Origin of the sequence: Eubacterium limosum (assembly GCF_000807675.2) — a bacterium.
GTDB lineage: Bacteria > Bacillota > Clostridia > Eubacteriales > Eubacteriaceae > Eubacterium > Eubacterium limosum.
In genome coordinates this window covers 3823164-3837803 of record NZ_CP019962.1, presented here as the reverse complement: position 1 = coordinate 3837803, position 14640 = coordinate 3823164, and the positions used below count along the sequence as shown (strand labels likewise).

Sequence of the window (14640 nt, the reverse complement as noted above, 5' to 3'; positions counted from 1 at the left end):
TAAGGCCTCCTAATCTCTCAGCTCTTTACCCGTGATTTCGAGGAATACGTCGTTGAGTGTTGGCTCCTCAGAAGTGACACGGCCAAAGCTGATCCCATTATTTTGCAGATAGTTAAGCAGCTGCATCAGATTATTTTTCCCACCGGAATAATGGATTTCCAGAAAATTGTTCTGATAGTGTACCTTTGAAACAGAGTCTTGCGCCTCAATGATGCGAAGGTGCGCGTCAGAAAGATCAAAAATTTCGACATGTACGGTTTCTGCTGATCGAATCATGGCTTTCAACTCTTCCTTTGTGCCCATGGCCAAGGTTTTCCCTTTGTCCATAATGGCAATGCGGGTGCATATCTGCTCGACTTCTTCCATATAATGTGAGGTATAGACGATGGTTGCACCCTCCGCATTGAGCTTTTGGATACCTTCCAGAATAGCATTTCGGCTCTGGGGGTCGACAGCAACGGTCGGTTCATCCAGAATGATGAGCTTTGGCTTATGTGCAATACCGCAGGCAATATTTAAACGCCTGAGCAAGCCTCCGCTGAGTTTTTTTGGCAGAAAGCGTTTGAAGTCCTCAAGGCCGACAAAACGGATTGCCTCCTCGACCAAAGCTCGGCGTTCTTCTTTATCCTTAATGTAGAGACCGCAAAAGTAATTAATGTTTTCATAAACGGTCAGCTCGTTAAACACCGCGACGTTCTGCATGACAATTCCAATGTCCCTCTTGAGTGCATAAGAGGTGGGAGTCATGGGCTTTCCAAAAACCTCAATGCTGCCTTTGTCGTATTTGAGTAAGGATAAAATACAATTGATGGTGGTGGACTTTCCCGATCCGTTTGGCCCGAGCAAACCGAAAATTTCGCCTTCTCTTACCTGAAGATTAAGATGATCAACGGCGACGAGTTCACCGTAACGCTTAACTAAATTTTGAACATTGATGACCATGATGGTGCCTCCTGTATGTGATGCTTTTATTTTACGCTGCTGTATCGGCTTTCGGTAGTGTCTTACATCAATAAAACGTATGACAAATGTAATTAAGAAAATAAATTTGTGTAAAAACTAAAAGAGTGGTATAGTAAAGTATTAAGAATTTTATTGAGGAGGAAGTTTATGAACAGCCTGTTTAACCGTGTTACGCTATTGGTTTGTTCCTGCGCGCTGGTCGCTCTCGGCAGGATTAGTATCCTTTCAGTCGCTTCTTTTTTGGCTGCAGTGACAGTTTCGGCACTGAACTATTATTTTTCAAACCGATACTTTAAAATTGCGGCTATCGGCGTATTTACAATTGCTTCCTTTTACTGTACAGATTTTTTCTTTTATTATCCGCTTGTATATTATGATGCTTTCAGCAAGAGCGGCATTGGATTGTTTTTTCTGGCCGGTACAGCCCTTGTGGTTAATTTGAAAAGCTTGCCCTTTAATATTGGGCTGATCCTGATTATTCTCTTTGGTCTGTCAGGCCTGCTTCGCAGAAATGAGGAGCTGGTCAACCGGATGAACCGAGATTACCGGACACTTCGGGACACGACGCGTGAAAATGCAATGCTGTTAGAAAGTAAGAACAAAGACCTGATGGAAAAACAGGATTATGAGATCAATCTGGCGACTTTAAATGAACGAAACCGTATCGCTCGTGAAATACATGATAATGTTGGTCATCTGTTATCACGTTCTATTTTACAAGTGGGGGCGCTTATGGCAGTCCATCCAGAGGAGCCGCTTCAGGAAAATCTGGTTGAAATCAAGGATACGCTTTCCCAGGCTATGGACAGTATCCGGGATTCGGTGCACGACCTTCACGATGAATCCATTGACTGCCAGACACAGATATGCTCACTGATCGATGATTTTGATTTCTGTGAGGTTTTCCTTGATTACGGAATCGAAGGGAATCCCTCGAAGGAGCAGCGTTATGCCTTTATTACGATCGTAAAGGAGGCCCTTTCAAATGTTATGCGCCACTCGGACGCCAGCAGGGTAAAGATCTCTTTGAGAGAGCACCCAGCATTGTATCAGCTTATTATCGAGGATAATGGCACTAAAATGGTCTCAGGCCACAGCGGAATAGGCCTGCAGAATATCGCAGACCGGGTAGAGGCTCTAAACGGAAATCTGAACATTCGAAAAGAGCGTGGCTTTCACATTTTTATTTCTATTCCAAAGGAGGAACCCCATGAAAGTAATCGTCATTGATGATGACCGTCTGGTATCAGTATCCCTTAGAACTATTTTGGAGGCAGATCCTGAAATCGAGGTTGTAGCGCTGGGAAACAGCGGAGGAGAGGCCATCGCTTTATACGATGAGCATAAACCGGATATCCTGCTCATGGATATACGGATGGACGGTATGACCGGTCTTGAGGCCGGTGAGCTTATCCTCGCTGAGGACAGGGATGCCCGTATTTTATATCTCACCACTTTTTTAGACGATGAATATATTATCAAAGCGCTCAAAATAGGTGCAAAGGGTTATTTGCTCAAACAGGCCTTTGAGAGTATTGTGCCGGCGATAAAAGCAGTTTACAGTGGACAGAGTGTGTTTGGCGATGAAATTGTGACGAAAATCCCTACACTTCTTGGCGGCAAAGCGGCTGTAAATTTTTCCGCTTACAGCATCAGCGAACGAGATCTGGAAATTATTGAGGGAGTGGCTCAGGGACTGAGCAACCGGGAAATTTCAGAAACCCTTTTTCTGAGTGAGGGGACAGTGCGCAATTACATCAGCAATATTTTAGATAAACTGGAGCTGCGTGACAGAACCCAGTTGGCCATCTTTTATTTCAACCATAAATAAGGAGGTTCTCTCCATGGATGATGAGCTATTGAAAAAACCGGAAGAAAATAAAATCTTTTCTGGAGAAATTACACCTGAGGATATGGATGACTTATTGTATCCTCAGGAAGGTAACTCTGAAAAAAATAAAAAGCAAGTTAAAGAAACATTCAGATGGAAATTAAGCAGTGAAAAAGAGGAGCCCCGGGTTCGGCAGATGACCGACTCAGCAGCTCTCAGACTGATGGACCGTTACGCGGAAAAATCGAAAAATGCCGCTCTGGAGGCCGGCTCCGGGCAGAACGTTCGCCTTGAGCCCACGCTGATGATTACTGACAGCTATTGGTATGGCTCGTCCGCCAAGCTAGCTTTTAAGATTGGTGAAGACCGGCTTTACGTTGTAAAAGATTTGAGTGCTTTTATGGCGGCTTTTGAAAATGGAGATGAAATTAGGTATGGTAAATCCCTGATATTACGCCATTTTGAAGAAAATTTTGATGAGCGCGGCAGAAAGTATCTTCATTTTCTCAAAAGCTTTTATAACGAGAGCAACAACCGGGCTTTAGCCGTTTACAAAAAGAGCTTTAATGATAACGTAAAGTACATGTACCTTAACGGACCAACGCTTGACGCATATATGGCAATCTGGGACGAGGACCCAGAGATTCCCGTTGATATTGAAGGCTCGGCTATGTCCGCCACGATTGTTCATTCTAACGCACAGATCAGCATTCGGATTTCAGATACAGGTAAGTCCTACACCATCGAGCTTTTAAATGATGAGGCACTGGTATTAGATGGGCAGGAAAGGCTCTATATTTTCGAAAAAGGAAAGCTTTATTATTGTGACCCTTCCTACAGCCGCAATACGAGAGATTTTCTGAAGGCTATTATCCGCAATAAGCTGACGATGACTGTGATGAAAGAGGATATGAAGGGGTTCTATAATACGGTTTTATCCAATCTTGAACAGTATTTCTCCTTTATTTCAGATTGTGACATGAGTGCCTATGAGCCTAAACCTCTGGTGACTAAGGTCTATTTTGATGCGCCACAGGAGGACTTTGTAATGGGAAAGGTATTTTTTAGCTATGGCGATGAGGAGCATGAAGCATTTAAACCCAAAGACCTGATTAAAAGCCAGGATCTGCGCGGTGAGTATCGGGTAGAACAGCTTATAAAAAAATATCTGGACAGTTATGATGCCATCGGTAATTTTGCGTATATTGACGGTGATGAGAATAAAATCTTTGATCTTTTTAGTGAGGGACTGGAGACTATATCCTCAACTGCTGAAATTTTTGCGACGGATCAGTTTAAAGGCTTTAAAATCAAGCCGCCTGCTTCTGTCCGTGTAGGCATAAAAGTAAGCGGCGATCTGCTTGATCTGGAATTTGATTTGGACGGATTGGACATACATGAGTTGACCGAGGTGCTGAATTCGTATCGCCAGGCTAAAAAGTACCACCGGTTAAGGGATGGCAGTTTTATTAATATTCAAGATAATGCTTTAGGCGAGTTTTCAGAGCTGGCAGATGTATTAAACTTGAGCGCAAAGGAGATTGAGCGGGGGACCGTGTCGGTTCCGAAGTTCCGAGCGCTGTATCTGGATGCTCTGTTTAAGCAGAGCGAGGGAATTAAATATAATCGGGATACTGTTTTCAAGCAGATTGTCAGAGATATCAAGGATGTTTCTGATTCTGACTTTGAAGTGCCAGCCACGCTGAAGCCCATTTTGCGAAATTACCAGAAAACAGGTTTCAGATGGCTTAAAACCATTGCGGCATATGGATTTGGTGGTATCTTAGCGGACGATATGGGGCTTGGAAAAACGCTGGAAGTAATTTCTCTGCTGCTGTCTCAGAAAGAAAGCGGGGTTCAGACGATATCTCTGGTCATTTGCCCATCCTCGCTGGTATTAAACTGGGAAAGTGAAATCGCACGTTTTGCACCTGAACTTAAAGCAATTGTGGTCATGGGAACTGCTGCGGAGCGCCGAGATAAAATCGCCGGGGCGGCTGAGGCAGATGTGCTTATTACCTCATATGATCTGCTCAAAAGAGATATTTTGTATTATGAAGATTTGCATTTTCATTATGAAATCATCGATGAGGCCCAGTACATTAAAAATCATAATACGCAGAATGCTAAATCTGTTAAGGTGATTAACAGTGAGATTCGGTTTGCTTTGACAGGTACGCCGGTAGAAAACAGCCTGGCAGAGCTCTGGTCCATCTATGATTTTTTAATGCCGGGATATCTTTATACCTATCGGAAGTTCCGTGAAAAGTTTGAAATACCCATTGTCCGCGAACAGGATAAAAAAATTCTGGAACGGCTTAATAAGCTAGTGTCGCCCTTTATTTTACGCCGTTTGAAAAGTGATGTTCTCAAGGAGCTCCCTGAAAAGACTGAGACGACCATGTACGCATCTATGGATGGTGAACAGAAAAAGCTCTATCTGGCAAATTTGGCAAAAAGCAGAGAGGACCTTGCATATGAGCTGGACGGAGGAAATTTTGAACGCCGGAAGCTTATCATTCTGGCAATGCTGACTCGGCTTCGCCAGATTTGCTGTGATCCGTCACTTGTCTATGAAGATTATACAGATGTAAGTGCCAAGCTTGAGCTCTGTCTGGAAATACTCGAAACCTCTTTAGCTTCTGGACACAAGGTGCTTTTGTTTTCACAGTTTACCTCGATGCTGGAGATCATTGAAAGGGAGCTTGTTAAACGGGAAATTGGTTTTTACAAGATTACAGGACGAACAAAGGCTCAGGAGAGACTGCGTCAAGTCAATGCCTTTAACGAGGATAATACGCCAGTATTTTTAATCTCCCTTAAAGCTGGGGGGACAGGCCTCAACCTGACGGGCGCTGATGTAGTTATCCATTACGATCCGTGGTGGAATCTCAGCGCACAAAATCAGGCGACTGACCGTGCCCACCGTATAGGCCAGACAAGCAGCGTCCAGGTTTATAACCTTATCGCAAAAGACAGTATTGAAGAAAAAATACAAAAAATGCAGCAGGCTAAAGCTGAACTGGCAGATTCGATTATCCGTGAGGGTGAAGGAGCCATTGCCAGTATGTCTAAAGATGAGATTGTCGGACTTTTCGAATAGCTTAGAAAGGAAGTTCATATGGAAGAATACATGGAAGAATACATGGAAAATCTGGAAAAAAGTGCACTTTTTAAATCCGTTCAGAGGGATAATCTTTCTGCTGTGCTCAAGTGTCTGGGCGCTGTTTCAAAGCACTATGATAAAAATGAGCGTATCCTCAACAGCGGGGATGAAGTCATTGGTGTGGGAATTCTGGCTAAAGGGCATGCCCAGCTTATCAAAGAGGATGCCATGGGGAACCGCAATATTATCGGCGAGATAGAAGGGGGCGAGCTTTTCGCAGAATCCTTTGTCTGTGCGGGTATAAAGGAAAGTCCTGTAACCGTCGTGGCCCTTGAAAGCTGTGTGGTCCTTTTTGTTCAGGTTAATAAAATCATTGATGTCTGCAGTAATGAATGCAGCTTTCACAAGCAGATTATCAATAACCTTCTTAAGATTATTGCCAGAAAAAATCTGAATCTGAATCGAAAACTGGATTATCTGAGTTTGAGAACTACACGCGAAAAGCTTTTAGGATATTTAAATGACCAGCAGCGCCGAGCCGGGACTAACCCCTTCACGATCCCTATGAACCGGGTACAGCTGGCAGATTATCTGTGCGTTGACCGAAGCGCGATGTCGAGAGAGCTTGGCAGGCTGAGAGATGAAGGAATTCTTCGGTTTAAACGCAGTCATTTTTATCTGAGGAATATCGAGAATGACGCCCTATAGAGTACAAAAAAGCCGTCGTAAAACAATGGCGATCCCGATGGACAGGTGGAAGTCAGGGCGCCGTTAAAGACACCCAAAGCATTTCTGGACCGTTTTGTGATGGAAAAGTCAGAGTGGATTGAAATGGCCAGCGCAGAGGCCCGAAAAAGGCATGAAAAACGCCAGGCATTTATATTAAAAGATGGCTGTTCACTGCTTTATATGGGAGAAAAACTGCCACTGGTATGCTGTGAACTCAAAAAACCTCTTTTTGATGAGGAGTGCTTTTACATACCCGATAGATTCGCAGAAGAAAAGATTAAAGAGGCCGTTGTGAAATTATATCGCTCCGAAGCCAAAAGGGTTTTAAATGAGAAGGTCCATTATTATGCCGAGCAGATGCATGCGAGACCAACGAGTGTAAAAATTAATAACGCCCGTACACGATGGGGCTCATGCTCTGGAAAAAACAGTCTGAATTTTTCATGGAAGCTTATAATGGCTCCCGAAAGTGCCATCGACTATGTGGTGATCCACGAACTAGCCCATACCTTTGAGCATAATCATTCGGCAGCTTTTTGGAACATTGTCGCTGCATTCATACCGGATTATAAAATGCAGCAAAGTATTCTTAAAGAATTAGGGATTCTGTTGAGTACACAAAACTGGGAGGTCTGATCATCATTGTGTTTAAGGAATTTGCTCCCAGGTATATCAACAGAAAATTATTTTAAGGAGAGTAATAGTGAAAGAATTGTACGAGTTTGAGGCAGAGATTAAGAAAGTACCCGATATCAATGGTGCTTATATTGAAATACCATTCGATGTTAAAGAAACTTTTGGCCGTGGGAAGGTGAAAGTGCATGCTACTTTTGATGGCGAAACTTATGATGGAAGCCTGGTACGCATGAAAACACCTTGTCACATCCTTGGTGTTCGAAAGGATATTCGTGAAAAAATTGGGAAACAGCCTGGTGATATCGTCCACGTAACGCTCGAGGAACGAGAGAACAAATAGAAAATAAAATAATTTGCTTTAAAATACGAAAAGTTTTAACGATTTAAAGTGCCAAAATAAACTTTTGTGTTTGAAGGATTTGAAAAATAGTCTTTCAAATTTAGGTTTAAAAATTTCAAAAATTCATAAAAACTTAAGAAATATGCAAAAACAACAGATAAAGATTCATCTGTTGTTTTATTTTTTATCTTATTTTAAGGTTTGGAGGTTATAATAGATATATTATAATCTGATAAATAGACGAGGGAGAGTGAAAAAATGACAAATGTATTTTCAGAAGAAAAACCCGAAGTGCTCGACTATATTGAAAAATTAGAGAAAAACAATCATATTGATCCGGAATTGTTCGATAAATACAAGGTAAACAGGGGTTTACGTGACTTGAACGGAAACGGTGTTCTCACGGGATTAACAGAAATTTCTGAGATTATGTCCTTTATTATGGATGGAGACCAGAGAATCAACTGCGACGGACAGCTTTACTACAGGGGAATCAATGTTCAGGATCTGGTGAAAGGTTTTGTAAAGGAAAAACGTTTTGGCTTTGAAGAAGCGACCTATTTGCTTTTATTTGGCGAGCTGCCTAATAAACAGGATCTGGATATTTTTGTGAAGGTATTGTCGCATTACCGAACACTGCCAACAAGCTTTGTTCGCGATATCATCATGAAAGCACCCAGCCGCGATATGATGAATACTTTGGCTAGAAGCGTTCTCACACTTTACTCCTATGATGACCGTGCCAGTGATACGTCAATCCCCAATGTATTGCGTCAAAGCCTGGAGCTTATTGCTTTGTTTCCATTGCTCGCAGTATATGGTTATCAGGCTTACTGCCATTATGAGCTGGGACAAAGTCTTTATATCCATTCGCCGCAGCCAGAGCTTTCAACAGCCGAAAATATTCTGTATCTTTTAAGGCCAGACAGCAAATATACTGAGCTTGAAGCCAGAATTCTTGATATAGCCCTGGTACTTCACGCAGAGCATGGCGGTGGGAACAACTCAACCTTTACCTGTCATGTCGTTACATCCTCAGGTACGGATACTTACTCTGCCATTGCGGCAGCTCTGGGATCGCTTAAAGGTCCAAAGCATGGTGGGGCCAACATTAAAGTTTGTGAAATGTTTGAGGACATGAAGAAAAATGTCAATGATTGGAACGATGAAGAGGAAATCAGCATTTATCTGAGAAAGCTCCTGCATAAGGAAGCCTTTGATAAAGCTGGGCTAATTTATGGGATGGGCCATGCGATTTACTCTAAATCTGATCCGAGAGCCGAAGTTTTTAAAAAATTTGTACGTAACCTTGCGGAAGAGAAGGGACGTATGGACGAGTTTGCGCTGTATTCCAATGTAGAGCGTCTCGCGCCGCTTATTATTTCTGATGAAAGAAAAATGTACAAGGGGGTCAGCGCTAACGTTGACTTTTACAGCGGTTTTGTTTATCATATGCTGGAACTTCCTACTGAGCTTTATACACCGATTTTTGCAATCGCGCGTATTTCAGGATGGAGCGCTCACCGAATCGAAGAGCTTCTCAATGCCGGAAAAATCATCCGTCCGGCTTACAGAAATGTGCACGAGCGCAGAGAATATATTCCAATTAATGAACGTTGAAAATACTAAAAAGCATCAGGTTACAATCCTGATGCTTTTTTTAATTGCGGATCGCAACGGAACCCTTGTTGTAATACCTGGCAACACTGATATTCCGCCAATCATTTTTATCTGTCTTGATATCGTCGTAATAAAGAACATAAGGTTTTACTGTATAGGCAAGTACATCAGCATGATTAATGGACTGATTTTGGTAGATTTCCTTTCGTTCATTGGCTTCTAAGGCATACTGTGATGCAGAGCCGTCAACGAGTGACTGCAGAGCACTGAGACTTGTTACCGGTGTTTTAGCCATGGGAAGAGTCAAAACGAAAAGTATTATAGCAGCACTGCTATAGTACACTGGTCGCAGCGCTAATTTTTTTAATCGGGCGCGATTTATCCCGTTTTGAGCTTTTTTATTTTTTGGTCTTCGGTGGAATATCCATCCTGAAATATAGAAAAGCATAAAGCACCAGAGCCATAAAAAGTTAAAATACAAAATATTCATAATCCGCGTTTCCCAGATTAGGCTGCCTGCTCCCAGTGCATAAATAGGCGGTGTAAATCCGGCTGCAAAGACACAGAATGCGAGAATTAATACTGCAAAGGGATACCGGAAAGAAAAATGACTTTTGTACGCCAGTTTGACCAGAAGGACAGAGAGGATAAAAATACCTGCCGTAACTGGGATAGACATCCACTGCAGAAAATACTGTCCAGCATATTGAAAGGACTGTAAAATAGCAGAAATTGGAGAGGGTTGTGACGCAAGGGTCTTAAGTGTATCGGCCTGCCGTACGCCGTTACCGGGAGCAAGAGCGGAAATGAATAAGCCGACGAGTGAAAAAACAAAAACCAAAACAGTGCCAAAACAGTGTGTGTTTTTACGGTACCATAGTATGGTGGCCATTGCGGCCAGAAGTATAAGGTTCACCAGTGAGGATATAAAGTTACCTCCGGAAATAAGAAAACCGAGGATACATGCGCTGGCAAGGGCAAGATATTTGTGTCGCACAGGTCTTTTTTGATAGTAGATAAGCAGCAGCGCAAAAAGGGTCAATGACATAGCGTAAATAAAGGTATAGGAAACAGCGCCGTCAAACCAGTATAATCCCTGAACAGCAGAAGGCAGAAATTGAAGCTCTAATATTAAGAGTGCACAGCCGATGAAGAGCGTTGTATTTCGATCTGCGTTTAAATAATTTTCCAGCAAGACTTTTAAAAAGAAAAAAGTACCGAAGATAACAGATAATACCATAATGACCGGGACCCAGTGGTACAATCCGAAAACAGATGGCTGAAGCGCGCCCAGAAAGGTTGCGAAGAAATTGCCATCCCAAGTCATATAAGAGTGCACCATTTGATTCCAGGCAGTGAGCAGAGTCTGAAAAACAGAGCCGGTGCTCTCCCAGGTTTGTCGTGTCAGCAGCCCATAGACATAATCGTCTGCAGAAGGCTGATCATAAATCGAGATAGAGAAAATTGGAAGAAGCGTGGTTAAAAAAGCGAGAACGATCAGGAAATTTCCACCATTTTTTTTAGAGACAGGTGTCAGTAAAGCATATCTGTTCATAGCATTCTCCAGTTATAAATTATTTTTCCCATCATAGCACTTGAAAGATGAAAAAAGCTTAATCTTAAAACAGTTTAATATTAATTTTTTCATACAAAGCTTGACACAGTCACAAAAAGGTAATACACTACGTATATTAGATAATACATTACATAAAATAAGGAGAAAAAATGTATCGTAGAGAGTTAGAAACGATGGATCCTCGTTTTCGAGTTTTTGGAAGTCTTTTTTCGTTGGTAACAAGGCTGGAGGTCATGGGGAACAGTCAGGATTTCCTGGGAGAACTGACAACAAAGCAGTGGTATCTGCTTATTCATCTCATTACTTTTTTTAGAGAGCCGCCGACTTTGTCCGCACTGGCCGCTGAGATGGATACCTCACATCAGAATGCCAAGGCCATTGCCTTAAAGCTTCAGGAAAAAGGTTACCTTGAGCTTGTGAAAGATAAAAAAGATAAGAGGACCCTGCGGGTCATACCAGACAAAACAAAAATTGAAGCCTATGAAGCAGAAATGGGCGGTGAGAACAACGCCTTTGTCGAAAAATTTTTAAGCGCTTTGTCCGATGAAGAGCTTGAAATATTTGATCGCGCTCTGGTCAAATTAATGGAGAAGGCAGAGGATATTAGAAAGGAACGGATGATAAAATGAGTAAAATAGCAGTGGTTTATGCATCTGAATATGGAAGCGCAGAGACATATGCAGAATGGCTGGCGCAGGAGCTTGACGTACAGGCGCTTTCCATAAAAAAGACGAAGCCGGAATTGTTAAGCGAAAGTACTATTTTAATTTATGGTGGCGGTCTTTACGCCAGCGGTATTAAAGGGCTCAAAGAGTTCAAGAAAAAATGTGGGACATTTCAGAATAAAAAAGTAGTTATTTTTACAGTTGGGCTGGCCGACCCGCAGAAAACCGACTATAGTGAAATATTAAAAAATAGTTTTACAGAGGAGGAGAGGGGAGATTTTAAGTTTTTTCATTTACGGGGAGCTATCGATTACAAAGCGCTTTCACTGCCGCACCGTGTCATGATGGCGATGATGATGAAAATGCTCAAATCAAAACCTGAGTCCATTCAGGAAAATGAAGAGTTTTTTGCCAGCTACGGGAAAAGAACCGATTTTAAAGATAAAAAATTCATCATCCCTATCCTTGAATATGTTAAGCAGCTATCAGATTAAAAACAGAATTTAAGGGACAGCATCGTTATAAATATGTTATAATGCTTCCAGAATCCAACATACGAGAGGAAATACTATGAAAGTTATTATACAGGATTTGTCGGCGGAAGCTTTCAGTACGATCTGTCCGCCGTCTCTTGAGAATATTCAGGTAATCACAAACGAAAGTGATCGGATCAAACATTGCATTGGCTGTTTTGGCTGCTGGGTAAAGACACCGGGATTCTGTGTTATTAAGGATGGATACGGTGAGCTTGGAAAGCTGTACGCGAAATGTGACGAGCTGATCGTTATCTCAAAAGTGCAATACGGAGGATACAGCGCTTTTGTCAAGAATGTAATGGACCGGAATATTGGCTATCTACTGCCCTTTTTTAAGGTTCGTAAAAATGAGATGCACCATGCTGACCGCTATCCCAATCGGCTTAAAATGACAGTGATTGGTTATGGGGAAGACATTAGCGAGGAGGAAACCGAAACCTTTAAGAATCTGGTTTCTGCCAATGCTGTAAACCTTAATACGCAGGGCTATCGTGTGATTATGGTAAAGAGCCCTGAGGACATTAAAAATGTACTGGAGGCTCTGAAATGAAAATAACACTGATAAATGCCAGCCCTAAAAAGCGTGGCAGCTTTTCGAATTACATTCTGAATGAGCTGATGCCGCTTGTCAAAACAGAGGCTGATCCGGAAATTTTATCCATGTCTCTGTGGGATGATGATTTTTTCGATGATCTCTGCAGCAGTGACGCACTGGTCTTTGCGTTTCCCCTGTATGTGGACAGTCTGCCAGCAAGCTTTTTGCGTCTTTTAATACACTTTGAGGAAAAGCTTAAGGCTTCTCCGGCAGATATCTGCGTATATGGCATCGTGAATGCTGGATTTTTGGAAGGACATCAGAATCGTTACGCGCTTGAGATTTTATCACATTTTTGCCGCAGGGCAAAGCTAACCTGGGGCGGTGGCCTGGGGATTGGCGGAGGGCCTTTTCTTCATGGTATGGCGAATATCTCGTGGAAATTTTCTGCCAAACGTCCGGTTTATGAAGGGCTGGTTCAGCTTTCGAATGCCATTAAAAACGGACAGGCTCTGGAAAATGACCTGTTGATCACCCCAAAGATTCCGAGAAAAATATATATGGCCGCTGCAAACCATCAGTGGGTTACAGAAGCTAAAAAAAATGGGTTGAAGAAAAAAGAGCTTTACAAAAAGTAAAATATCCTAAAGTACCGGGTTTGTCTGCCGGTACTTTTTTAGGTTGACAGCAGACTTGACATGAGCTTCAAAATGCCGTATGCTGTTCTCATCATTGTTAAGGGAGCCCACAAATGAAGTATAAATTTCCAAAAGTAGGAATGCGAATGGTAAAAACAGCGGTAGCAGTTTTTATCTGTCTGCTTATTACCTTTATAAGACCTGAGAGTGTGCCGATATATTCAACCATTACGGCGGTACTTTGCATGCAGCCATATTTGTCAAATACCAAAGAGATTGCCATTAACCGAATCGTGGGAACATTGATCGGCGGTCTTGCAGGTATGCTTGTGCTTATGTTTATGCGGAGCTATGTACCGTGGCCCACGGTACAGTTTATCATTGTTTCATTGTGCATGATTCCACTGATCTATGTGACGCTGGTCATCAATCATTCGTCAGCTTCTGCTTTTACCTGCATCGTGTTTCTTGGGACAACCATTGCCGCAACACCGGGTACCGCGCCTTATATCATTGCCTCTTATCGCATGATTGATACACTGATCGGCATCCTGGTTGCTCTGGCAGTTAATGCATTTCATCTGCCGGTACACCGTAACCGGAGTGTCCTTTTTGTTTCAGAGCTTGACAATACTCTGCTGCATTCTGATGGAAAAATAAGCTCATATGCAGAATTTCATATCAACCGCATGATTGATGACGGAGAGTGGTTTACGATTGTTACAGACCGTACACCAGCCACACTTGTGCCTATTCTTGAAAATCTAAACCTGAATCTGCCCGTAATCGCGATGAATGGCGCTGTACTCTATGACGTTCAGGATCGTTCTTACTCTTTTTCACTGCCAATGGATCGCGAGGTGAGTGATGCAATCGAGAGCGTCTTTGAGGAGGAGGGCCGCAACTGTTTTGTGCACGCTATCATTAACGAGACCATGCACATTTATTACGGCGATTTTAAAAATACGGCTGAAGAACGTTTTTATCACCGGCTGCGCCGTACAAGCCATAAAAATTATGTTTTTGGCGGCTTGCCAGAGGATCAGCAGGCTGTAAACATTACCTCGGTCAATGAAGCATCTGTGAACAATCGAATCCGGAAAAAGATTGAAGCCTTGGAAATTGGCAACCGTATCGAGATTATAAATACACCCAGCCATGACGCAGAGGGTTACACGGTTATGGATATTTACAGTGCTGAGGCTACAAGGGAGAACGCGATCCTTAAAATGAAAAAAGATTTGTCGGTGGATCAGATTGTAGCCTTTGGCAGTTCAAGTCTGAACGTGCCGATTTTTAAGCTCGTCAATCGCGCATATGCGGTGGATAATGCAGCGCGTGCGTTAAAGGAGGCTGCGACCCAGACCATCAGCAATAACGACAGTGACGCAGTCGTGAAAATGATGGAAAAAAAATTTTACCGTAAAAAGGGTATTTAGCCCAATTCCGGCAGTATAAACAGGGA

Annotated in this window: 14 protein-coding genes; 12 read left to right on the top strand and 2 right to left on the bottom strand. The window is 42.5% G+C overall.

The genetic code is table 11. From position 1 onward, the window contains the following. Positions 1–9: 9 nt before the first annotated feature. Entirely contained in the window at positions 10–942 is a 933-nt protein-coding gene (locus tag B2M23_RS17990) for an ABC transporter ATP-binding protein (protein ID WP_038351608.1), read from the bottom strand. Positions 943–1110: 168 nt separating this feature from the next. Here B2M23_RS17990 and B2M23_RS17985 point away from each other — a divergent pair, with 168 nt between their 5' ends. The 7 genes from B2M23_RS17985 (at position 1111) to B2M23_RS17955 (ending at position 9225) form a co-directional block, all read left to right on the top strand. Beyond that, positions 1111–2193, top strand: a complete 1083-nt coding sequence (locus B2M23_RS17985) for a sensor histidine kinase (RefSeq protein WP_038351609.1) — start codon at positions 1111–1113, stop codon at positions 2191–2193. Continuing rightward, positions 2174–2794: a response regulator gene (locus B2M23_RS17980; RefSeq protein ID WP_038351610.1), complete on the top strand. Its 621-nt coding sequence runs from the start codon at positions 2174–2176 to the stop codon at positions 2792–2794. The genes B2M23_RS17985 and B2M23_RS17980 overlap by 20 nt, the downstream gene beginning before the upstream one ends. 13 nt (positions 2795–2807) lie before the next feature. After that, a complete protein-coding gene (locus B2M23_RS17975; RefSeq protein ID WP_052237146.1) occupies positions 2808–5897 on the top strand; it encodes a DEAD/DEAH box helicase in 3090 nt (1029 codons plus the stop codon). An 18-nt stretch (positions 5898–5915) separates the two neighbouring features. After that, positions 5916–6608: a Crp/Fnr family transcriptional regulator gene (locus B2M23_RS17970; RefSeq protein ID WP_038351611.1), complete on the top strand. Its 693-nt coding sequence runs from the start codon at positions 5916–5918 to the stop codon at positions 6606–6608. A 45-nt stretch (positions 6609–6653) separates the two neighbouring features. Further along, positions 6654–7265: a M48 family metallopeptidase gene (locus B2M23_RS17965; protein ID WP_052237147.1), complete on the top strand. Its 612-nt coding sequence runs from the start codon at positions 6654–6656 to the stop codon at positions 7263–7265. Positions 7266–7332: 67 nt separating this feature from the next. Beyond that, the gene (locus tag B2M23_RS17960) at positions 7333–7605 is read left to right on the top strand and encodes a DUF1905 domain-containing protein (protein WP_038351612.1); all 273 of its coding nucleotides are present in this window, start codon (positions 7333–7335) and stop codon (positions 7603–7605) included. A gap of 258 nt (positions 7606–7863) precedes the next feature. Further along, on the top strand, positions 7864–9225 hold the full coding sequence (locus B2M23_RS17955; RefSeq protein WP_013380547.1) for a citrate/2-methylcitrate synthase: 1362 nt from the start codon (positions 7864–7866) through the stop codon (positions 9223–9225). Between the two features lie 40 nt (positions 9226–9265). Here B2M23_RS17955 and B2M23_RS17950 read toward each other — a convergent pair whose 3' ends face one another. Further along, positions 9266–10780, bottom strand: a complete 1515-nt coding sequence (locus B2M23_RS17950) for a DUF6056 family protein (protein ID WP_038351613.1) — start codon at positions 10778–10780, stop codon at positions 9266–9268. Between the two features lie 170 nt (positions 10781–10950). Between B2M23_RS17950 and B2M23_RS17945 the strand changes: the two genes are divergently transcribed. The 5 genes from B2M23_RS17945 to B2M23_RS17925 all read left to right on the top strand — a co-directional run bounded on the left by B2M23_RS17945 (position 10951) and on the right by B2M23_RS17925 (position 14614). Continuing rightward, positions 10951–11430, top strand: coding sequence for a MarR family winged helix-turn-helix transcriptional regulator (locus B2M23_RS17945; RefSeq protein ID WP_038351614.1), 480 nt, complete (start codon positions 10951–10953; stop codon positions 11428–11430). Then, positions 11427–11960 (top strand): flavodoxin domain-containing protein, encoded by a 534-nt coding sequence (locus B2M23_RS17940; RefSeq protein WP_038351615.1) that lies wholly within the window; start codon positions 11427–11429, stop codon positions 11958–11960. The genes B2M23_RS17945 and B2M23_RS17940 overlap by 4 nt, the downstream gene beginning before the upstream one ends. A 76-nt stretch (positions 11961–12036) precedes the next feature. Next, positions 12037–12552 (top strand): flavodoxin family protein, encoded by a 516-nt coding sequence (locus B2M23_RS17935; protein WP_038351616.1) that lies wholly within the window; start codon positions 12037–12039, stop codon positions 12550–12552. After that, positions 12549–13175, top strand: a complete 627-nt coding sequence (locus B2M23_RS17930) for a hypothetical protein (RefSeq protein ID WP_052237149.1) — start codon at positions 12549–12551, stop codon at positions 13173–13175. The genes B2M23_RS17935 and B2M23_RS17930 overlap by 4 nt, the downstream gene beginning before the upstream one ends. Positions 13176–13288: 113 nt before the next feature. Then, positions 13289–14614 (top strand): HAD hydrolase family protein, encoded by a 1326-nt coding sequence (locus B2M23_RS17925; protein ID WP_052237150.1) that lies wholly within the window; start codon positions 13289–13291, stop codon positions 14612–14614. Positions 14615–14640 lie beyond the last annotated feature (26 nt).